This is a genomic window from Pseudoflavitalea rhizosphaerae (assembly GCF_003991355.1).
Taxonomy (GTDB): domain Bacteria; phylum Bacteroidota; class Bacteroidia; order Chitinophagales; family Chitinophagaceae; genus Pseudobacter; species Pseudobacter rhizosphaerae.
In genome coordinates this window covers 23,169-45,491 of sequence record NZ_RCSU01000024.1, presented here as the reverse complement: position 1 = coordinate 45,491, position 22,323 = coordinate 23,169, and the positions used below count along the sequence as shown (strand labels likewise).

The following is a 22,323-nucleotide window of genomic DNA, read 5'->3' as shown; positions in this document are numbered from 1 at the left end:
TAATGACATTGCTCGCCGGGAGGCGAGCGACTGCCCACATGCTGCTAATAACGTAAACTGGTATCTGATTGAATATCGCTGATGGCAGAAGCTGGAATTGTGAAATCTTGTATATCCTGCCCCACGCCGATCATGCCCAGCGCTGTATATCCGCCCGCAAGATAACTGCCATTTGCAAATCGAAGTCCAGGCTTGTTACCTGCAGGATCATTCACACTCAATGCCAGAATATATTTCCCTTTCGATACGCCGCTCAATTTTATCTGCTGATCTACTGTATACAATGGAGCGGCAATACTGTATTGTTGTTTGGCTTCGTCCCATTCATCACCTGGCATCCATTTACTGATGTCCACTTTTTTCAAAGTGCTGCTCCATACAGGTTGCAGCGTGCGCGGCTCCAGCAATACTACCTGAACCGGCCAGTTGTAATAGAAAGGAGAGGAACCGGTATTGGTAAGATCGAAACGCAGATTGAGCATTTTTCCATTATCCACCCTTGGCGAATATTGGGCATTGTTCAATACAAAGCGATACCCCATTGCTTTTTGAAGCAGGCCGGCAGCGGCCATGAATTTCGGTTCCTCAAAATTGGCCCAGGTGATGCCACCCAGGTGATTGCAGTGTAAATTTCGTATCTGCTTCATCGTTAGTTTGAAGAATTCCGGGTCCAGCACCACCTGCTCAAAGCTCTTGAATTTACCGAGTGTTCCCCAGTTCCAGGTGATCTCACCACCGATAGGCTGTGTTTTCCACCGATCGCCGAGCTTGCGCATTTCTTCATACCCACGTACCTGTTCTTCTGGCTGGCTCCAGGAATCCCAGTAGATACCAAATTCATAATCCTTGAATTCGTAGGCATAACGCACCATCACTTTTTTATTTTTGAAAGATTTGGTGAATGCATCACCCAATACTTTTTCCATGCCCGGGATCCAGGTGCGGTTGACTACATGGTCAGGCTCATCATGCGGAGCCCAGTAGGTACTCAGATCAGGATCATGATGCTCACCCCATTCGCCGATGATGCCCATCTCCACGTAAGCCACGCGGGGATCATTGTCCCAGGCTTTACCGATCTTCTCCACCAGTTTCTTCACGCGTTCAGGAAACTTAGGATCGAAATAGCCGCCTGTAATGGGCTTGGTCTTGTCAGCCGGGTCAACGTGGGCGCCCCAGTTCCCAACATTCTGCTTATACGGACTGCTTTCTTCGGGTATACCATTTGGCCAATGAGTTCCTGTAAGATCATCCGGATTGTTGGGATCCTTGGGGCGCCCACCATGCCAGGGCTCAACCCAAACGAGATAGACTCTTGGAATTACTTTCATGTTCATCGCTTCCACTCCCTTCCAGCGATGATTGCTGTAGGCGATTATTTTGTCGATGCCATCATCGGCATCATTTTCGATCATATTCCACTGCATGTATTCCTTGATGATGCTTCCATAAGGGTACGGATAGGAAACCCGTATCTTGTCTACACCAGGCTGGAAAAATTCCCGGAATCCTTTCATGGGATTGCGGAAAGCTGACTGGTATTCCTGCAATTGCACTTGTACCATACCGTTATCAAGTGTAGCTGTATTGGATTGAGCAACTGCTTGCTGAAACAAAACAGACAGGCCCAGCGCAGCAGTGATATTCTTGAAATTTTGTAGCATGCCTGTTATTGTTTTTTGTATTTCAGTGTACGATCGTCTTTCATATCGCGGAAATCAGTTTCCGGGATCTCATAACTTTCCAGTTCCTTATTGATGCCGATATAGCCCATCGGATGCCGGCCACCGATAAAATAATTCTGAACGGCAAAGCGCAATGAAGGCTCCATGCCTGCGGGGTCCAGTACAGAAACAGCGATCACATATTCCTGTTCCGGCAGATCAGCATCCAGGCTGATCTCTTTTTCGATATTGTAAACAGGAGGCTCGATCCTGTACTTGTTGGTGGACTTATCCCAGTCGTCTCCCGGCATCCATTCGGAAATGTTCACGCCATCGAGCGTTTTGCTCCAGACTTTCTTTTTGGTACGCTTGTTCAGCAGTGAGATCTCTACAGGCCAGTTATAATAGAAAGGAGAGGATCCGTTGTTCACTACTTTGAAAGAGACTTTGAAGGGTTTATTCTTTTCTATTTTTCCAGGATAGATAAAATCCGACAGCACATAATTGTAGCCCATGGATTTTTGTAACAACTCTGCATTCACCTTGAACTGCGTATCGTTGAAATCCGCCCAGGTGATGCCGCCGAGATGATTATTGTGCAGGTTGCGGATCTGTTCAATCACTGTTGATCTGGTGGCAGCATCGGCCACTACTTGTTCGAATGTATGGAACTTAGAGAGACCGCCCCAGTTCCAGGTGATCTCACCACCGATGGGTTGCGTTTTCCACCTGTCGCCAAGTTTTTTCATTTCATCGTAACCGCGTACCTGTTCTTCGGGCTGACTCCAGGAATCCCAGTAGATCCCGAATTCATAGTCTTTGAAATCATAGGCATAACGCACCATCACTTTCTTATTCTTGAAAGCAGTGGTAAATGCATCGCCCAGAGTTTTTTCTATGCCGGGGATCCAGGTACGGTTGGCAACATGTGCAGGTTCATCATGTGGCGCCCAGTAGGTGCTGATATTGGGATCGTGTTGTTCGCCCCATTCGCCGATGATGCCCATTTCCACATAAGCTACACGCGGATCATTGTCCCAGGCCTCGCCGGCCTTGGCCACCAGCGCTTTTACGCGGTCCTGGAAGGTTGGATGATAATAACCGCCGGTGATCGGTTGAGTGGGATCGGCGGGACGTGTTTGTCCGGGTATATCGGCAGGCCAGTGCCAGCCATTGAGATCATCGGGGTGATTGGTATAGGTGTTCTTGGCTACGCCTCCATGCCAGGGCTCCATCCATACGATGTAAATGCGGGGGATCACTTTCATGTTGATATCCTCCACTCCTTCCCAACGGTGATTGCTATACGCAATGATCTTATCTACCCCGTCAGCTGCATTGTTCTCCAGCATATTCCATTGCATATACTCTTTGATGAGCGTGCCATACGGATAGGGGTAATCAGCCCGTTTTAGATCGATGCCGGGCCCGATGAATTCTCGGAAACCTTTCATCGGGTTCCGGATAGCGCCGGTGTATTCTGCGGGGTGCACGGTAACGACACCATTGGCCACCTCCACTTTCGGCTGTTCTTCCACGTAAGGAAAGGTTTCTGGTCCCAGCTTCTTGCAACCTGTTGCCAGCAATGCAAATGATGCAATGGCCAGACTGTTCTTTATGATTGAAGTTGATTTCATTGCTAACTTTTTTGATGGGGATTAATAACCGGGGTTGTTGTCTTTAATCGCTTCATTGGCGTCCATCGCTGCCTGCGGTATGGGATACAACACATGATAGTCCTGGATATCGATGCCCATCCGGTCTTTCAGGTAAGGCTTCAGCTTACCGAAGCGGATCAGATCGAATCGGCGCAAGTGCTCGAAGCAAAGCTCATGCAGTCGCTCCTGCAATACCACTTCCGCAAATTGTGCTTCAGTAAGATTATCCGCAGCGGTGATCTCATTTATGTTTGCGCGGCGTCTCACTTCATTCAGTGCATCGTATTTGGCGGAGGAAGCATCTTTGATGGCGTTCAGCGCTTCCGCCTTCATCAGCAATATATCAGCATATCGGATCAGGATGAAGTTGAGGTTATCATCTTCGATCACATTCCCAAACTCCGGATCCCAGAATTTGTTATTGGTAGCAGGCGATTGTGTTACTCCGTTATAAGTTGTAAGGAAGAAAGCTGCTTTGCGCTTATCGTTGGCAGCGTAACTGTTGTATACATAGTTGGTTGGACCGAATCCACCCCAGCCGCCGAAATTGGTGGGGCCGCCTACGCCGCGTGGTCCCCAGTAGCTGTGTTGGATGCTGCCTTCCAGCCCCCATGATCCTGAATGACGGAACTGCACTTCGAAAATATTCTCATACTCTGCGTTCTTGTTCTTCGGATCGAAAATATCTTTCAGATTAGTGTACAAATGGAATTTCCCGCTGAGCTTATTGCAATAAGGGAGTGCTTCAGCAGGCTTGCCCCATTGCAGGTAGATACGTGCCAGGAAGGCAGATGCAGCGTAGGTTGTAGCGCGTCCTTTATCCGCAGCATTGTTCCAGGTGGGTGGCAATACAGCTTCCGCATCCTTCATATCCTGTACAATCAGCTGGTACACTTCATCGGCAGCAGAGCGCGGCTTCATGATCTCCCCATCGATGGATGATTTGGTCCAGAGCGGAACACCGCCGTACATTCTTACCAAATCGAAATAGTAAACAGCGCGAAGGAATTTCGCCTGGGCGATCATCAGGTTACGCGTGTTGTCATCTACTACGCCTGATGGCATATCGATCACTGCATTGCTTCTTTTCACACCTTCATAGCATACGCGGTAATGGTCCTGGAAAAAAGGATGACCAGCATTGAAAGTGTACATTTTCAGCTCTGAATACGCGGCCCAGCCGAGATCGTAGGGTTCCACTTCATCGGTACCGAATTCACCGAGGGTGATGGTATACTTTCCCACGAACAGGCGCTGCATGGCGCCATAGGCGGCATTCAGGGTCTTCTGCCAGTCTTCCGGAGTATTGTAAGCATTCTCCGGCGTCTGGATACTGCGCGGATCTTCGGTAAGGAACTTTTTGCAACTGCCCAGTGCCAGCAAGGCGACTATAATGATGAAATAATTCTTTTTCATATCGCAATTGATTAGAAGTTGATGGAAAGGCCAGCCATGAATGTTCTGGCATTCGGGTAAGGATTGGTGTTATCTCCGGACTCTACATCAAAGCCGGTGAAGCGCGTCCAGGTATAAGCATTCTGCACGGAAGCGTACACACGCATGCCGGTGGCTTTGATGCGGCGCAGGAAACTGTCGGCTGAGAAATTGTAAGCCAGTTCTATATTGCGCAGCCGCAGGTAATCTCCTTTCTGCAGGTTGGCATCGGTACCGTCGCCATTGGCATAAGCGCTTCCCACGCGGGGTGCAGGGTAACGCATGCTGGGGCGGGTGGGTGTCCAGTAACTATTGTAATAATCAACACTCATATTGCCCCAGGTATTGAATGCATTCAGGTAACGGTTGAGTGAGTTATTGATCATATGTCCACCTGCATAAGTGAAGAAGGCAGACAGCTCGATGCCTTTGTATTTGAAAGTATTGGTGAAGCTGCCATAATATTTAGGAACAGCTACGCCGGCAAATGTTCTGTCGTCCCCATTGATCACGCCATCATTCTTCAGGTCAACGATCTTCCTGTCGCCGGGTTGCGCATTGTATTTAGCGGCTTCTGCTGCGTCTTTCGTTTGCCAGATGCCATCGGACTTCAGCATATAAAACACATTGATGGGCTGGCCAACAAAGAGAGATTTGTTCACATCCTGTTTACCTGCATAAAGCGCTGCGATCTTGTTCTGGTTGTAAGAGATGTTTCCGGCGGTGGTCCAGGTGAAATCCTTTGTGCTGATGTTCACGGTGCTGATGGAGAACTCGATGCCTTTGTTATCGATCTGACCAATATTGGTAAGTGAATTATCGAATCCCGATTCGATGGGCAGTGGCACCAGCCAGAGCAGGTCTGTTGTTTTCTTGTAGTAGGCATCGATGGTGCCGGCGATGCGGTTCTGGAAGAAACCGAAATCAAGACCGATATCGAACTGGTTGGCCTTTTCCCAGGTGAGGTTGGGATTGGAAATGGTATTCTGTACAGACCCGGTAGCGAGGTTGCCGCCGAAAACATAATCAGACCATTCGCCGCCCTGGCTGATGGTGGCCGCATAAGCGTAATCACCGATATTCTGATTGCCGAGCTTACCCGCGCTCAGCCTGAGTTTCAGCTCACTTACAAAGTCAACATCCTGCATGAATGATTCCTGAGAGATCCTCCAGGCCAGGGCCGCGGAAGGGAATACGCCCCATTGCATACCCGGCGCAAAACGGCTGGAGCCATCTCGTCTCATCGTCACCGTTAGCAGGTAACGGCTGTCGAAATTATAGTTGATACGACCGAAGTAGGAAGTGAGCGTGGATGCAGAAGCGTAAGATCCGTTCGGTCCGTGGTTCTGCGCGCCACCGAGATTATTGTAACCGAGGATCGGCGAAAGATTCTTTGAGTCGGCCGTTGTGCTTTCGTAATCATATTTCGATGCAGCGAAGCCACCCATCACGGTGAACCTGTGTTGCTTTCCGAGATCGAAAAGATAAGTAGCGGTATTTTCCGTTTGCACATATCTTTTCTTTCCATTGAATTTTACGGCGTGGCCACCATCGGGATAATGCTGCCCCATTCTTCCATCTTCATAAGAATTCACGTTGAAGAATTCCAGTTCGCCGCCATTCTCTGAACGGATCTTTAAATTCTTTATGGGCTCGATCTCGAAGTAGACTGAACCAACTGCCCGTGTTTTGGCGGTGCTTTTATCCATCAGGTCAACAATCGCAACAGGATTAGCTTTTGTATTGAGGAAGCCGTCGAAATATTCTCCGTTGGCTGTATAGATGGGTGCTGTAGGCTGCGAGCTGATAGCACTGAACATGGTGCCATAACCTGAATCATCTTCCTCGTTGATATTCCTCAGCTTGGATTCGATCACATTGAAGCGGATGCCAGATTTCAACCAGTCAGTCGTTTGTGCGTCCATGTTATAGCGGAGCGTCACTTTGCGAAAGGAAGAGTTCTTGATGGTTCCGATCTGATCGTAGAAATCTGCTCCGAAGAAATGCGTTACTTTTTCATTGCCGCCGGAAATGCCCAGGTTGTAGTTATTGAACCTTCCATTTTGTGTAACGGCATCCTGCCAGTCAGTGCTTTCACCGCGACTGAGCAATCGAAGTTCTTCGGAGGTCCAGGTATAATCAGGAATGGCTTTCGATGCCAGCTCATAGTATTGCTGTGCATTCATCATGTCCTGTTTATTGAGCATGCGTTGCGTACCACCATTGATATTGAGGGTTACACGGCCGCGGCCTTTGAGTCCTTTTCTTGTGGTAACGAGGATCACGCCGTTGGAACCGCGCGATCCGTAGATGGCGGCAGAGCTCGCATCTTTCAGAACTTCGATGGACTCGATATCACCCGGTGAAAGGTCCTGTAATCCACCTTCTACCGGCATCCCATCCACGATATAAAGCGGACCGTTGCCGGCACGAAGCGAGCCTGAACCGCGGATCACCACGGAAGCATCACCACCAGGTTTCACCGATCCTGTTGCAACGAATACACCGGCAGCCAGTCCCTGAAGCGCACTGGTGGCGGTTCCCACTCTTGCATTTTTCAATCCGTCCGGTTTGATGGTGGCTACAGATCCGGTGAGATCGCTTTTTTTCGTGGACCCGTAACCGATCACCACCACATCGTTGAGATCAACAGCTGCGCGGATCAGCTGTACATTGATAGTGGTGTTTGCGCCGATCACAACAGATTTCGTGACCATGCCCGTATGGGAGAACTCGAGGGTCTCTCCCTTCGATGCCTGCACACTGTACCTGCCCGAAGCATCCGTACTGGCGCCACGGTTGGAATTTTTGATGGTTACAGAAACACCGGACAGCGGCAGGTTATTTTCACCGGTGACCCGGCCGCTGATCTTTTCCTGTGCATGTACCATAACGGTGATGCACAAACAAATGGCTATAAAGAATATTTTCTTGTACATACGCTGTATGTTGTAGATGAATGGAAGTCAGTTAATCGAAAGATCAGAATGCACGGATGGCGCGGATACCGATCTGCCAGCCTTCTTTATCGGAATTGCCAGAGACCACCTGCGTAGCTTCATAGAAGTTCACATAGAAGGCAGACCAGCCGGCGGCATCACCATCGCCCTCACTGGAGCTCCAGTAATTGTTGGCAGGTACGGATGCGCCATGTGTGGCCAGCATGCTCTTCACTTTGAACATTTCTATCAGCTCCTGCCGGGATGGAAGGAACCAATCGTCGTAAACATCACCATTCTCTGTTACACTCAGTTCATCACAGAGCTCGGCGGCTGTTTTCTTGTTATTCCAGTTGGAAAAATTCTGGCGGAAGCTGATCATCTTCGCCACCAGCTTACTGGTATTGGTCTTACCTGCGCCCAGGTCCTTGCTGGTGCCCGCTGCATAAGCGATGGCGGCTGATGGACCGAATTGTTGCGTGGGTGTTCCTGTATTGGATTTGTTGACGATATAACCGTGCAGCTTGTTATTGTCTGTATAATACACTACACCTCCGCCGACTTCATCGCCAACGCTCACCTGAATTCCGATGGTTCCCAGAATGGTCTTGCGTTGGGTGCCTCGGGAAGCGATCACGGTGTTGATGCCATACGCATCGGCCGGCAACTGAAAGCTGATGCCTTCGGGCGTAACAGTGGTGGGAATGGAGATCACTTTATTGACGGGATAGAAAGGAGCAGTAAGCTGGATCATATCGCCAGCCTCAAATCCTTCCGCTGAGATGCTGACTGTGGCGCCTGCTGCAAACGGTGTGGTAGGCATCACCATATCTTCCAGTACGATCACGAATGGTACTTTCAATTCTCCGTCCAGCGTGGTTTGTTTACCAGCGCGTTCGATGGTAACAGTATACACGCCGCCTGCATCTGCCGGCACCATGATCACCATGGCTTCATCGGTTACACTTAACAGTTGTACTTCGGTCATTTTCTGTTCATCCTCGATGAACACTTTATCGGAAGGATCGAATCCCAATCCCCTGATGGTAGCAGGGCGGCCGGGCATTACATCGTTCTCGCCGGGGAAGATCACTTTTTTGAGGATCGGGGCGATGGGAACAGGAGCGGGATCATCGTCTTTTTCACAGGAGCTGAAAACAGCTGCCAGCAAGACGCCGATCAGGCAAATCGTTATCTTTTTCATATAGCAATCGTTTATTTGATTCAGGAGTTAATGCTATCAGAGACCTGCCGCAATCACCAGCCCCAGCCCCACTACAAAGAGAAGGAACATGGCAGCGATCAGGTTTTTTACTTGTTTGGAACTTCCGGCAAATTCTTTCCAGATCATTACGCCCCATACAGCGGCTACTAACGTTGCCCCCTGACCGAGTCCGTATGAAATAGCCGGACCGGCTTTTCCTGCTGCGATCAAATTGAAAAGATTCCCAAGGGCCCAGATGGAACCACCCAGAATGCCGATAAAGTGTAAGGATAAACGGCCTTTGAAATATTCGGTGTAACTGATGGGCGCTCCTTCCAGCGGGCGCTTCATCATAATGGTATTGAACAGGAAATTACTGAGCAGGATGCCTGCGGCAAAAATCACAGAAGCCGTGTAGGGCGTCATTTTGCTGGCTTCCGGATTCACGAAATTGTCCAGGTCCATACCTGCCGCAACAAATGGATAGAAGAAAGACATCAGCAATCCGGCAATAATGGACAACAAAATTCCTTTCGCTCCGGCTTTTGAAACCGTGGCTGATTTTTTCCTGTAAGCGATCGCATTCAGAATAATCGCCAGCGACACCAATGCTACCCCGGCAAAAAGCAATAGCGGATCACCTTTCTGATGGTTTGCATAATTGATGATCACACCCACCACCAGCGCCAGCCCGATACCAACCGGGAATGCAACAGACATACCGGCGATGGCAATAGCAGAGCTCAGCAAAATATTGGCGAGATTGAAAATGATCCCTCCCAGCAAAGCGCTTCCGATATTGGCGCCGGAAGCCTGTTGCAGATCAGGCAGGAAGGAACGGCCCTGATCCCCTGTACTGCCCATGGTCAGGGCTGCGAGCAGGGAGAACAAAAAGATGCCGATCACATAATCCCAGTAAAACAATTCATAGCGCCATTTTCCGGCAGCGAGTTTCTGGGTATTGGCCCAGGAGCCCCAACATAACATGGTGATGACGCAGAACAAAATGGCCAGGGGATAACTTTCAACAAAAAACATATGACAGCAATTAGTAGGTGAGCGATTAGTTCACGGAATTGGGACTGGTGAAATTGAGTTGCACGGCCACCAGCTCATTGCGATGCGGAATGGACGACTGTGCTCCTAACCTCGTCACAGAGATTGCCGCTGCTTCACAAGCGAATCCCACAGCGGCTTCCAGCTCACGTCCTTCCGCCAGCGCTACAGCCAGTGCACCATTGAATACATCTCCGGCTGCAGTGGTATCCACTGTTTCCACTTCACGGGTCTTCACCAGCTTGATATTTGTTCCATCGCAGATCACAGCCCCAAGCGGCCCCATCGTTACCACCACATTCTTTACGCCCATCCTGCAGATGGCCATTGCTGCGCGGCCTGCGGAATCGATATCGGTCACTTCCATTCCGGCAAGCATACCCGCTTCCGTTTTGTTGGGTGTGAGGATGTCAATCTGCGCCAGCATCTCTTTCGGCAAACTGGCCGCAGGTGCGGGATTGAGGATCACTTTCACATTCCTCTCTGCCGCATAAGCGATCACATGCTGTACTGTGGTGAGGGGAATTTCCAACTGCAGCAGCACGATGCCGGCTGATTCAATTTCACGCAGTGCGGAAAAAATGTCTTCATCACCGAGATAGGCATTGGCGCCGGAAGCGACCACAATGCTGTTCTCGCCTGCTTTGTCTACCGTGATCAATGCAACGCCGGAGGGACGCTCATCATCGAACCTGAGATGGGATGTATCGATACCTTCGCTGCTGAACAGCTGTGAGAACTGTTTGCCGAAAAGATCATTACCGAGTTTGGAGATAAAAACAACTTCGCCACCGAGACGGGCTACTGCCACAGCCTGGTTGGCCCCTTTGCCACCGGCATTCATGAAGAAGGAACCGGAAAGAACAGTTTCACCAGGTACGGGAATATGGTCTGTTTTCACCACCATATCCATATTGGAACTGCCTACCACTACAATTTTGCCTGATTTCATATAGAGCTGATTAGTAGAAAAATCGAATCGTTAGGAACCAAATGTATTGGTTGTTTATTTGGAAGAACGCACCAAAAAAACGATCAATTGGGAATCCTGAAATTCCAATTTTATACTATTTCACTTTCTAACTATATGAAAAATAGAATATTAATAATATTTATCTTGCCGTATTTCCATATTTTTAAGATGAAAACACACATGTATGTCCCTGCTGCCCGCCATCCGCCTGGTACAATCACTATCGGGTCCGGAGAAACGATTTTTCAAGCTCAATACCCGTCAGCAATCCGGCCCGCGGGATTACCAGGAGCTCTTCGATATTATTTGTAACGATGGCCCGCAACCGAAAACCATCGTCCAATCCTTCAAAACAGCTTTTCCGAAAAGCAATATCGATAATACGGCACGCTACTTACTGCGCATACTCACGGATTGCCTTATTCAATCGCGCGTACAGAAGGATGGATTCTTCCAGTTGTTCCAGGGCATCATGCGCGTGAAAGTGTTGCAGGAACGGGCATTGCCGGAAGAAGGTTACAAGGAACTGAAACGCATACGCGAAAATGCCAGCCAGCACCAGCAATATTTTATCGAATACCTTACCTACCGGTATGAGCTGGATCACCTGTCTGGCAGCGGCTTTTCCGGCGTCAGCGATAACCAGCTGGTGCAAACGCAAATGAAAGCCAAAGAACTGCTCAAGCATGTGAACCATGTACAGGACCATCATTCACTGTTTGAATTGATGAAGTACAGGCTTCTCCATGCCGGTCAGATCCTTTCCGATGAGCATCGCAAAAAGCTCAATGATCTCATGCTGAGCGAAATGATCCTGATGACAGGAAAAATGAAGGGGAATTTCGCCGCACAGAAACTGCACCTGCTGTTCCAGTCGTATTTCCTTACCAATGTGGGCGACTTCCCTTCTGCGCTTAAGACATACCGTGAGCTCAATAAATTGTTTGAAGACAATCTTTCTTTGCTGGATCATCCTCCCCTGGATTATCTCTCTGCGTTGGATGGCATCATCACCAGTCTTTGTATGTTGAAGAATTATAATGAGATCGAATATTATTCCACCAGGCTGGAGCAATTGTTCCAGCAATCCTATCCCGAATATTTCAAATACCAGCTTCGTAAATCCATGCTGGCAGCCAAACTGGCCACACTCACGGCCAGGGGCCAATATGAAGCTGCCAGGCAACTATTGCAGGATACAGACAAGGACCTGATCCCTGGCTACGCCATGGTGAACGAAGAAAAACAATGGGAGCTTCATTTTTACGCAGCCCTTGCACATTTTGGTTGCGGCGATCTGAAGAAAGCGCACAAATGGCTGGGGGCAGTGATGCAGCTGCACAAACCGCAACCTACGCTACTGATCTGCAAGGCAGCCAGGCTATTCAATCTCATCATTCATTTTGAACAGGGAGATACTGAGTACATAGATTATGAGATCCGCAGTTATACCCGCTTCTTCCATAGACCGCAATCACCAAGGCTGCAAACAGAATTGCTGTTGCTTAAACTGCTTCCTTCGATGCCTGCAAAAGGAAAACGCTTTGTAATACCGGCCGCTCTCAAAAAACAATTGTCAAAAATGGAACAACTGCAAAACGATAAATATGAACAGCAGCTCCTCCGTTATTTTGATTTTGCAGGCTGGATGAAACAGAGCATGCAGCCGGTCAAAAAGTAATAACTTTATACAAACTTCTTGTTATGCAAAACATCCTTGTTCCTGTTGACTTCTCTCCTGTTTCCCGGAATGCCGCCATCTATGCTGCTGAACTGGCAAAACAATTCAATGCCAAACTGGTATTGTTCCATGCTTATATGTTACCCACTCCGGTAAGCGAAGTTCCTTATGTAATGGTAACGGCAGATGAGATGCAGAAAGAGAATGAAGCGATGATCAAAAAAGAAGCGGACCAGCTGCATGATACCTATAAGATAGAAGTGGAATGGCTGGTGCAGATCGGTATCGCTTCAGATGAGATCAAACAACTGGCCAAAGACAAGAACTCGGATATGATCGTAATGGGTATGAAGGGAGCCGGCGGGCTGGATAAGATCATCGGTTCCACTACCACCAATGTGATCCGCAAAGTGAAAGTACCGGTATTGGTGATCCCGGACAATGCCACGTACCAGCCCATTCAACATATTACTTACGCCTACGATCTCAATGATCCTTCCCGCCCGGCGCTTTTCCAGCCTCTGCTGGACCTGGCCGCCGGTTACCAGAGCAGGTTCTCCCTCCTGCACGTACAGAGCTCATCTGAGGCCAAAGAAAATCCAGGGGCAGGCAAAGCCGCTCTGGAAGCCATTTTCAATGGCAGGCAGGTGAACTGGGTAACTACTGAAGATTCCAGTGTAACCCGCGGCATCAGCGAATATTTGCTGCAGCATCCGGCCGAACTGCTGGCCATGATCGCCCACAGGCATAACTTTTTTGAGCGGGTGTTTTCCAAAAGCCATACCACTGCCATGGCCTATGAAACCAGTATTCCCCTGCTGATTTTGCACGATAAGGAATAAGTCCCGCGCAGTTCCAGAGCCCTGGATCTCTAAAAAACCCATAAAAATCTGATGCTTAGCCCAACTTTTTGGGTTATTTGCCTATTTCAACGTGAGTTTCCATACCTTTGCACCCCAATTAAAAATTGTAATATGGCAACCGTTACCAGAGAGAATATAGGGCTGCTGAACGACAAGATCACAGTAAAAGTAGCAAAGGACGATTACCTGCCTTCCTTTGAAAAGGCATTGAAACAATATAGCAAAACCGCCAATATCCCCGGCTTCCGTAAGGGTATGGTACCCACCGGCATGATCAAGAAAATGCACGGCCAGTCGGTTTTCACTGATGAGGTGCTTCGCACAGTGGAAAAAGAACTCACAGACTACATGACCAAAGAGAACCTGGAAATCTTCGCCCAGCCTCTTCCCATGTCTGAGAACGATGCCCGTCAGATCAATATGAACGATCCTGCTGAATACGCTTTCGCTTTCGAAATTGGCCTGAAACCCGATTTCAAAGTGGCTGACCTCGGCAAGGAAAAAATGGTCCGCTATAAAGTGACCGTAACCGAAGAGATGGTCAACGAAGAAGAAGATCGTCTCCGTATGCGCCACGGTAAAATGAACGAGCCTGAAACCGTAACCGGCGACGACAACGTGTTGAACGTTTCTTTCATTGAATCCGATGCCGATGGTAACGAAGTGGAAGGCGGTGTAAAAAAAGACAATAGCCTCCTCGTAAAATATTTCAACGCTTCTTTCCGTCCCGGCCTCCATGGCAAGAAGAAGGATGATGCCGTTGTTCTCCAGCTCAGCGCTGCATTCGACGAAAAAGAAAGAGAGTGGATCCTTGGAGACCTCGGTTTGGACAAGCACGATGCAGAAGCTGCCAACAAGTTCTTCAAAATGGTGATCACCAAAGTTGGACTGGTTGAGAAAGCTGAACTGAATGAAGAATTCTTCAACGCAGCATTCCCCGGCAAAGAGATCAGGGACGAAGCCGGTTTCCGCAATGCAGTGAAAGAAGAGATCCAGTCATACTGGGATAAACAAGCCAGCAACCACCTGCAACACGAGGTTTACCACGTGTTACTGGACCATACAAAGATCGAGTTCCCTGAAACTTTCCTGAAACGCTGGATCCAGCAAGGCGGCGAACAACCTAAATCAGCAGAACAGGCTGAACAGGAGTTCCCCAGTTTCGCCAACCAACTGAAATGGACTGTGATCATCGACAAGATCGTTCGTGAGCATGGCGTGGAAGTAAAACCCGAAGACATTCAGAACTTCGCCAAACAACAACTGTTCGGATACATGGGCATGAACATGGGAGATGCTGAACAACCCTGGATCGCAGACTACGTGAACCGTATGATGCAGGACAGGAAGTTCGTTGAAGACGCTTACCACCGCGTGCAAACCGAGAAAGTTTTCGGATGGGCAGAGACGCAGGTGAATGCTACTGACAAGCCGGTAACAGTTGATGAATTCACGAAGGAATTAGAAAAACACCAACACCATCATCATTAGTAGAGATGGTTTAGAATAGTAGGAGAGTGTGTCGAAAGGCACACTCTTTTTTTTGTGGGTAGTTCGAACTTGATTCCAGTCATCTTTCAAGAAGCCGGAAATAAACATCCCCGTGAGGAAAGCAACCATCAGCAGATTCATTGAGAGTGCGGCCAAACAGAAAGCAGCTATAGTGATCATTAATTTATTTAACAGAGAATATACTGTTCAGGATGTCAAGAAGGGAATTATCGGAGCGCTTCAACCTAACAGGAACCGAAGTATCAGACAGGTTTGGGTAATTACACGAAAGAGAAACCTGTTTTTGATCAGACGGGAAATTGTATTTGAAGATCACCGGTATCTTGAATTATACAATACTTAAAAACAAACACGGCAATCACTAAAATTGTAATTGCCGTGCCGCGAGGCTTCGAACCGAAGTCAAAAGCACTACAAAACAAGCCCATAATTTCTACTTCCCATTTTCTCCGCCACCAAATCTCTCCTTTTCTTGTCCTCCATCAAGATTCCCCATTTCCGTCACTCCTTCCCTTCTCCTCCTGACAATTGTTGATAATAAAATTCTGTAATTTCCCTCTCCAGCCTTGATTTTGTGGCAAAATGTCGGATTTTTGAAGTAGCACGGTCTTTGATTTCCCAAATGACTTATATTGCTAACTAAATCAATAGGAATACGTTATGAACCTTGGAAAAGAATTTGAAAAATATGCAGTGAAACACAGGGGCATTTCGAGCAATACCCTGGACTCTTATCAAAAATACCAGGTCACTAACCTCACTCCCAATATCATCGAAGAACGTCCCATGAACATTGCTGTTATGGACGTATACAGCCGCTTAATGATGGACCGCATCATCTTCCTCGGCTATCCCATCAACGATGAAGTGGCCAACATCATCACAGCACAGATGCTGTTCCTGGAAAGTACAGACCGTCACCGCGATATTCAGATGTACATCAACTCGCCTGGCGGATCCGTTTATTCCGGCCTCGGCGTGTACGATACCATGCAATACATCACTCCCGATGTAAGCACCATCTGTATCGGTATGGCAGCAAGCATGGCAGCTGTACTGCTCTGCGCAGGAACCAACGGTAAACGTACTGCGCTCAGGCATAGCCGTGTGATGATGCACCAGCCAAGCGGAGCTATCGGAGGCCAGGCCAGCGATATCGATATCACCGTGAACGAGATCCGCAAGATCAAGAAGAACCTGTACGATATCATCGCCTACCATACCGGTAAACCTGTGAAGACGATCGAGAAAGACAGCGACCGCGACTACTGGCTCACATCAGATGAAGCCAAGGAATACGGACTGGTGGATGAAGTGTTGCTGATCAACCCACGCAAGGAAAAGAAAGACTAACCTTACTAAAAACATTAACTGAATAGCATGAGCAAGTATTCACAATATTTGATGAACCCTTATCGTATGGACGATGAGGATGAAGAAAAAGAAGAAGCGCCGAAGTCTGACCTGATGATGTTCAGCAAAAAGCTGGAAAAATATTTCTTCGATACACGCGCCGTTTATCTCTGGGGCGTTGTGGACGATAAATCCGCCCGCGACGTTACCACCAAACTCCTCCTGCTGGATGCAGACAAGCCCGGCCAGGAGATCAAGTTCTTTATCAATAGCCCCGGCGGCATCGTTACCAGTGGCATGGTGATCTATGATACCATGAAACTGATCAAGAGCCCGGTGAGCACCATCTGTATGGGTCTTGCGGCCAGCATGGGCTCCATCCTGCTCAGCGGTGGCGCCAAAGGCAGACGCTTTATCTACCCGCACGGAGAAGTGATGATCCACCAGCCAAGTCTTGGTGGCCATATCCAGGGCGTCAGTGCAGACCTGGAAATCCAGGCCAAACAAACCAAACGCGTGAAAGAAGTGAGCGCAAGAATCCTTGCTGAAAATACCGGCAAGAAATTCGAGCAGGTGATGAAAGATTTCGATCGCGATTACTGGATGGATGCCAAAGAATCTATCGATTACGGCATCGTTGATCAAATAACAGATAAGTTATAAAGTACTCATAATCAGGTTCCCAAATCCCCATTTCATGAAAAACAGGGCATTAACAACCCTATGACCTATTAAATTGGGATTTGGGAATTCATTTAGATACCTTTGTAACCGGAGAGTAAGTATCATTATGGCAAAGACAACCCTGCATTGTTCTTTTTGTGGTCGCAGTCGCGATGAAGTGAAAATTCTCATCGCCGGTCAGGAAGGACATATATGCGAAAACTGCGTGGAGCACGCACAGGAAATCATCGAGCAGGAGCTCATGATCCGCAGCGAAACCGCCCCCGCCCCCTCTTCCTTCAAGCTGAACGTGAAGAAGCCGATGGAAGTGAAGAAATTCCTCGACGAATATGTGATCGGTCAGGACGATGCCAAAAAAGTATTGTCCGTTGCCGTTTATAATCACTATAAACGTCTTCAGCAGAAATCAAACGACAGTGAGATCGATATTGAAAAAAGCAATATCGTGATGGTAGGGGAAACCGGTACCGGTAAAACCCTGCTGGCTAAAACCATCGCCAAATTGCTGAACGTTCCCTTCGCGATCGTGGATGCTACTGTATTCACCGAAGCGGGTTATGTGGGTGAAGACGTGGAAAGCATCCTTACCAGGTTGCTCCAGGTTTGCAACTACGACGTGCCTGCGGCTGAAAGAGGAATCGTGTATATCGATGAGATAGATAAGATCGCGCGTAAAGGCGACAACCCTTCCATCACCCGCGACGTTAGCGGTGAAGGTGTTCAACAGGGTCTGCTCAAACTGCTGGAAGGTACAGACGTACTGGTTCCACCGCAGGGAGGCCGCAAACACCCTGAGCAAAAACTGATCAAGATCAATACACAGAATATCCTCTTCATTTGCGGTGGCGCATTTGATGGTATCGACAGGGTGATCGCACGCCGTGTGAATACCAATGCCATCGGGTTCAACGTGAACAAAGAATTACAGGAATCGATGAAGAAGAACCTGCTGCAGTACATTACTGCAACGGATCTGAAATCATTCGGTCTGATCCCTGAGTTGCTGGGACGTTTGCCCGTGGTTACACACCTCAATCCGTTGGACGGAGAAACACTGCGCTCCATTCTCACCGAGCCAAAGAATGCCCTCATCAAACAATACAAGAAATTGTTCGAGCTGGAAAACATTCAACTCAATGTGGAGAATGATGTGCTGGACTTCATGGTGGAAAAAGCCATCGAGTACAAACTCGGCGCCCGCGGTCTGCGCAGCATCTGCGAAAGCATCCTCACTGATGCCATGTTCGAAATGCCATCTTCCAAACAAACCGTATTCAACCTCACACTTGAATACGCACAGAAGAAATTCGACAAGAGCAAGATGAGCATGCTCAAAGTTGCATAAAAAGGATCTCAATTCATTCAATATAGCAGTGCCGGGGAAACCCGGCATTGTTTTTCAAAAACAAGTATCATGAAAGAACTCATTGAAAAGCTGATGGCGGAAGGGCTTACAGAAGCCCAGGCGCTCAAAGCCATTGAAGTGATCAAGAATTATGCGAAGGAGAAGATCCCGATGTTCGGTGGCGCAATAGATAAGATGTTTGCCAAGTATGGCCCCAAACAGGATGATGATTTCATGCCCTGATCAATGAATGGAAGACCGGCAGTGATGCCGGTTTTTTTATGCCTGCATCGCTTCAAAATAAAAAAGCCCCCGCAACCATTCGGGGGCCGAACAAGACATGACAGACAAAACTACTTCGCCAGCACTTCCCTGGCAATTACCAGTTTCTGAATTTCGGAAGTGCCTTCGCCGATAGTACAGAGTTTGCTATCGCGATAATATTTTTCAGCAGGGAAATCTTTCGTATACCCATAACCGCCAAAGATTTGCACGGCTTCGTTGCTCACTTTCACTGCAACTTCACTGGCATAATATTTTGCCATGGCGGATTCTTTGGTCATTTTTTCCCCGGCAATTTTCAATGAACAGGCTTGCAGCGTCAGCAGTTCAGCGGCAGCGATCTCCGTGGCCATATCAGCCAGCTTGAAAGAGATGCCCTGGAAATTAGCGATCGGCTGATCGAACTGGTGGCGCTCTTTCGAGTATTTCAAAGCCGCCTCATAAGCTCCTTTTGCGATGCCAAGAGAGAGGGCGGCAATGGAGATCCGTCCACCATCGAGGATCTTGAGACTTTGCCTGAAGCCATCTCCCACTTCACCCAAACGATTGGCATCGGGGATCCGGCAATTATCGAAGATCATCTCGGCCGTTTCGCTGGCGCGCATTCCGAGTTTATTCTCTTTCTTACCACCACTGAAACCCGGTGTACCACGTTCAACAATAAACGCAGTTGCGTTACCGCTGCTCCTTGGTTCGCCGGTCCTGGCTATCACCACGGCCACATCCCCGCTGATCCCGTGTGTGATCCAGCACTTGGTGCCATTGAGCACCCAATGATCTCCGTCTCGCACGGCGGTGGTCTTCATATTACCGGCATCGCTGCCGGTATTGGGCTCCGTGAGCCCCCAGGCGCCCAGCCACTCTGCAGTGGCCAGCCTGGGTAAATACTTTTTCTTTTGCTCCGCATTTCCAAAGGTCATGATATGACCAGTGCAGAGGGAATTGTGAGCAGCAAGGCTTAAGCCAACTGAACCACATACTTTGGCGATCTCCTGAATAATGGCAACATATTCAAAGTAACTGAGACCAGCTCCTCCGTATTCTTCAGGTACAAGAACACCCATCAATCCGAGCTTGCCCATTTCCCTGAAAGTATCCAGCGGAAATTCCTGGCTTTCATCCCACTCCATTACAAAGGGTTTGATATGCTGTTTAGCAAACTCTGCGGCGGTCTGGGCTACTTGTTCTGTCAGTTCAGCTTTTTGAAAATTCATACTTAATCTATTGACAACAATCGTTAAAGGCAAGTGCAAGATATGGGATCCGGGCGAATATAACTAACATTCGTTAGTAATATTTTTCTAAAATTTGTTCCCCACTTGCCAGGTAACGATTGCCGGGTATTTGTAATTACAGAGGGATCTCAGTACTCAATATACGGCGCAATTTTCGTGATCAGAACAGGTGTGACCAGTATGATTTTCTGCAAATCTGCTGCCGAGCGGAATGGGCCGTGGTGCTGACGGTATTGCACAATCGCATTGGCTACTTGCCAGCGCAGGTAAGGATGTTGTTTCAATTCCTCAATGTCCGCGGTGTTGATTGGCAGCTTCCGTAAAACATCAGAATTGCATTGCAGCCAGGGTTTGATCTTTTGAAAAGTGGAGTCAGGCAGGGCCCAGGTCTCGCCTACCTGATCAGGACTATGAAAACCTCCCAGCTTATCGCGATACTTCACAATGCGAAAAGCGAGTCGGCTACCGATACCGGGGAAATTCATCCAGGCGCTGGTATCGGCTGTATTGATATCGATGCTGATGTATTTCTTTCTTCGTACAGGCGATGCCGTTACACGGGAAAAATTCCCGCTATCAGCAACGGTTGGCCTCGTAAATGTACCGGTAGCATTGCGATCCATCTTTCTGCCCTTTCCGGTAAATCCGGATTTCTCAGCGATCCTCACCCAGGGCATTAACCTTTTCACATCAGCGGCACGCATACCGTAAATACGCGCAATATCTTCCGGCTTTCTGAATTGACCGCCTTTGTTCAGATAATTGAAAATAATGCGGATCACTCTATCGGAAATGCCCAGCCGTTTCCAGCCGCTTTCAGTGAGTTCATTAGGATCGAAAGGGAAATGATGGATAGGGTCCAAGGTATTCCGGGAGGGATAAGAGTTGCTGCCAGACTGTATTTCAGTGGCGATTGTTTCTTTATCATTATATCCCTTTTCTTCAGCAGGCTTTGCCGCCGCCTTCTTTGCGACTTTCCATGCAGCCAGTTTCGATTGCCATTCTGTTGTTACGGCTTCATCAACTACCACTTCAGGCGCAGGAATGAAATAAGGCAATACACTGAGCAATGCAATCAACACCAGCAATACGATCACTCCATTGCGCTCTTTCCTGGAAAAGCTTACATATTCTTTCCAATCTTCTTTCATAGGCAGGCCATTTACCGGCCATCAAATCTAGTGGAAGCAAAAGAAAATAATGCGGTTGAGGCACACCGTTAGCGCAGAAAAGCGTCTTTAAATTACCAGTCAGTCTTCCTTTCCGGGGAGTTTCAATTGAAAGCCATCATAAGAAAGCATTACACCTGGAGGAAGTTCCTGACTTACATCTTCATGTTTACCCATTTGATGGCTGAGATGTGTGAGATAAACTTCAGGGATATTCAATTCTTTTGATACAGCAATAGCTTCGGATAAACTGAAATGCGAAATATGTTGCTCTTTGCGAAGCGCATTCAGCACCAGCACATCGCTTCCTTTGATCTTTTCTTTCTCCTCCTCATCGATACGATTGGCATCTGTGATGTAGGTGAAAGCTCCGAAACGAAATCCGAGTACCGGCATCTTCAAATGCCAGACCTGTATGGGCGTTACAGGAATATCGCCTACCATGAAGGGGAAGGCGGAATTGATAGTATTGAGTTTTATTTCGGGCAGGCCCGGATACCTGGCCTCGTAGAATGCATAAGGAATTTCCCGAACGATGGCTTCCTGCGTGAATTCTGTGGCATAGACCTGCATCGGCTGATGGGAAAAGAAATTGAAAGCACGCACGTCATCCAGTCCGCCGAGATGATCTTTATGCGAATGCGTAAGTAAAATGGCATCCAGGTGTTTCACATTGGCGCGCAGCATCTGGTAACGGAAATCCGGACCTGCATCCACCAGAATTGTGGTGGTTGCAGATTGTACCATAATACTGGAGCGAAGCCTGTTATCTTTTTTATCAGTTGAAGTACAAACCGGGCAATCGCAGGCAATCATCGGCACACCACTACTGGTACCCGTTCCCAGAAATGTTATTGTAAGTGCAGGATAACTCAAGGGATGACTTATTTACTGTTACTGTCTGCGTCTGCAGCTGCCTGGCGTTGGATCACATCGTCATACACTTTACGTGATTCGGGAGTAAGGAACTCGATATTCACGTTCAATTGTGGGATAATATCCATCAAGGTGTTGATACGGCCTTCCATCTGAAGGAACTTATTCAGCACAACCACCTTCTTCTGTTCCAGGATACAGTAACCGCTCTGGAATGTGCCACGTTCATACCTGACCACGTATTCCAGCTCATCCAGCAGGTTTTCCAGCTTATCTAAAGAGGTTTGTGTGTATTTCATAGTTGTACAACAAAAATGAACACTACAAAGGTAGCCAAATGTGACGGTGATGCCGATTACAGCCGGATAAGGTTATCCACAGGCAGTGGAGAGATT

Annotated in this window: 19 protein-coding genes; 7 read left to right on the top strand and 12 right to left on the bottom strand. The window is 48.2% G+C overall.

The features are described 5' to 3' along the window. Positions 1 to 44: 44 nt before the first annotated feature. Genes D9Y29_RS26185 through rbsK form a run of 7 tightly spaced genes read right to left on the bottom strand, consistent with a single transcriptional unit; the run spans position 45 to position 10,907 of the window. Positions 45 to 1,664 (bottom strand): DUF4832 domain-containing protein, encoded by a 1,620-nt coding sequence (locus tag D9Y29_RS26185; protein WP_127133215.1) that lies wholly within the window; start codon positions 1,662 to 1,664, stop codon positions 45 to 47. Positions 1,665 to 1,669: 5 nt separating this feature from the next. Further along, positions 1,670 to 3,301: a DUF4832 domain-containing protein gene (locus D9Y29_RS26180; protein ID WP_127133214.1), complete on the bottom strand. Its 1,632-nt coding sequence runs from the start codon at positions 3,299 to 3,301 to the stop codon at positions 1,670 to 1,672. A 21-nt stretch (positions 3,302 to 3,322) separates the two neighbouring features. Beyond that, on the bottom strand, positions 3,323 to 4,738 hold the full coding sequence (locus tag D9Y29_RS26175) for a RagB/SusD family nutrient uptake outer membrane protein (RefSeq protein ID WP_127133213.1): 1,416 nt from the start codon (positions 4,736 to 4,738) through the stop codon (positions 3,323 to 3,325). Positions 4,739 to 4,749: 11 nt separating this feature from the next. Beyond that, positions 4,750 to 7,695 (bottom strand): SusC/RagA family TonB-linked outer membrane protein, encoded by a 2,946-nt coding sequence (locus tag D9Y29_RS26170; protein ID WP_206513881.1) that lies wholly within the window; start codon positions 7,693 to 7,695, stop codon positions 4,750 to 4,752. 43 nt (positions 7,696 to 7,738) lie between these two features. After that, positions 7,739 to 8,899: an IPT/TIG domain-containing protein gene (locus tag D9Y29_RS26165; RefSeq protein WP_127133212.1), complete on the bottom strand. Its 1,161-nt coding sequence runs from the start codon at positions 8,897 to 8,899 to the stop codon at positions 7,739 to 7,741. A 36-nt stretch (positions 8,900 to 8,935) separates the two neighbouring features. Then, entirely contained in the window at positions 8,936 to 9,937 is a 1,002-nt protein-coding gene (locus D9Y29_RS26160) for a GRP family sugar transporter (RefSeq protein ID WP_127133211.1), read from the bottom strand. A gap of 25 nt (positions 9,938 to 9,962) precedes the next feature. Beyond that, a complete protein-coding gene (rbsK, locus tag D9Y29_RS26155) occupies positions 9,963 to 10,907 on the bottom strand; it encodes a ribokinase (RefSeq protein ID WP_127133210.1) in 945 nt (314 codons plus the stop codon). A gap of 205 nt (positions 10,908 to 11,112) precedes the next feature. Here rbsK and D9Y29_RS26150 point away from each other — a divergent pair, with 205 nt between their 5' ends. From D9Y29_RS26150 to tig, 3 genes are all read left to right on the top strand, one after another. Beyond that, the gene (locus tag D9Y29_RS26150; RefSeq protein WP_127133209.1) at positions 11,113 to 12,609 is read left to right on the top strand and encodes a hypothetical protein; all 1,497 of its coding nucleotides are present in this window, start codon (positions 11,113 to 11,115) and stop codon (positions 12,607 to 12,609) included. 23 nt (positions 12,610 to 12,632) lie between these two features. Then, entirely contained in the window at positions 12,633 to 13,451 is an 819-nt protein-coding gene (locus tag D9Y29_RS26145; protein ID WP_127133208.1) for a universal stress protein, read from the top strand. A gap of 132 nt (positions 13,452 to 13,583) precedes the next feature. Beyond that, complete coding sequence (gene tig / locus D9Y29_RS26140; RefSeq protein ID WP_127133207.1) at positions 13,584 to 14,963, top strand: trigger factor; 1,380 nt, start codon at positions 13,584 to 13,586, stop codon at positions 14,961 to 14,963. A 454-nt stretch (positions 14,964 to 15,417) separates the two neighbouring features. On the opposite strand, the gene D9Y29_RS26135 is transcribed toward tig, so the two are convergent. After that, positions 15,418 to 15,606, bottom strand: coding sequence for a hypothetical protein (locus D9Y29_RS26135; protein ID WP_127133206.1), 189 nt, complete (start codon positions 15,604 to 15,606; stop codon positions 15,418 to 15,420). Between the two features lie 38 nt (positions 15,607 to 15,644). Here D9Y29_RS26135 and D9Y29_RS26130 point away from each other — a divergent pair, with 38 nt between their 5' ends. The 4 genes from D9Y29_RS26130 (at position 15,645) to D9Y29_RS26600 (ending at position 18,609) form a co-directional block, all read left to right on the top strand. Continuing rightward, a complete protein-coding gene (locus D9Y29_RS26130; protein WP_127133205.1) occupies positions 15,645 to 16,337 on the top strand; it encodes a ClpP family protease in 693 nt (230 codons plus the stop codon). A gap of 27 nt (positions 16,338 to 16,364) precedes the next feature. Beyond that, the gene (locus tag D9Y29_RS26125) at positions 16,365 to 17,000 is read left to right on the top strand and encodes a ClpP family protease (RefSeq protein ID WP_127133204.1); all 636 of its coding nucleotides are present in this window, start codon (positions 16,365 to 16,367) and stop codon (positions 16,998 to 17,000) included. A gap of 127 nt (positions 17,001 to 17,127) precedes the next feature. Further along, positions 17,128 to 18,366 carry an ATP-dependent Clp protease ATP-binding subunit ClpX gene (gene clpX / locus D9Y29_RS26120; protein WP_127133203.1) on the top strand — a complete coding sequence of 413 codons (1,239 nt, stop codon included), beginning with the start codon at positions 17,128 to 17,130 and terminating at the stop codon, positions 18,364 to 18,366. A 69-nt stretch (positions 18,367 to 18,435) separates the two neighbouring features. Further along, positions 18,436 to 18,609: a hypothetical protein gene (locus D9Y29_RS26600; RefSeq protein ID WP_164735559.1), complete on the top strand. Its 174-nt coding sequence runs from the start codon at positions 18,436 to 18,438 to the stop codon at positions 18,607 to 18,609. Between the two features lie 110 nt (positions 18,610 to 18,719). Here the strand turns inward: D9Y29_RS26600 and D9Y29_RS26115 are convergent, their stop codons facing one another. The 4 genes from D9Y29_RS26115 to D9Y29_RS26100 form a co-directional block, all read right to left on the bottom strand. Beyond that, positions 18,720 to 19,862: an acyl-CoA dehydrogenase family protein gene (locus D9Y29_RS26115; RefSeq protein WP_127133202.1), complete on the bottom strand. Its 1,143-nt coding sequence runs from the start codon at positions 19,860 to 19,862 to the stop codon at positions 18,720 to 18,722. 149 nt (positions 19,863 to 20,011) lie between these two features. Next, on the bottom strand, positions 20,012 to 21,034 hold the full coding sequence (locus D9Y29_RS26110) for a helix-hairpin-helix domain-containing protein (protein WP_127133201.1): 1,023 nt from the start codon (positions 21,032 to 21,034) through the stop codon (positions 20,012 to 20,014). Positions 21,035 to 21,133: 99 nt separating this feature from the next. Next, the gene (locus D9Y29_RS26105; RefSeq protein ID WP_127133200.1) at positions 21,134 to 21,928 is read right to left on the bottom strand and encodes an MBL fold metallo-hydrolase; all 795 of its coding nucleotides are present in this window, start codon (positions 21,926 to 21,928) and stop codon (positions 21,134 to 21,136) included. Between the two features lie 8 nt (positions 21,929 to 21,936). Continuing rightward, positions 21,937 to 22,227, bottom strand: coding sequence for a hypothetical protein (locus D9Y29_RS26100; protein WP_127133199.1), 291 nt, complete (start codon positions 22,225 to 22,227; stop codon positions 21,937 to 21,939). Positions 22,228 to 22,323 lie beyond the last annotated feature (96 nt).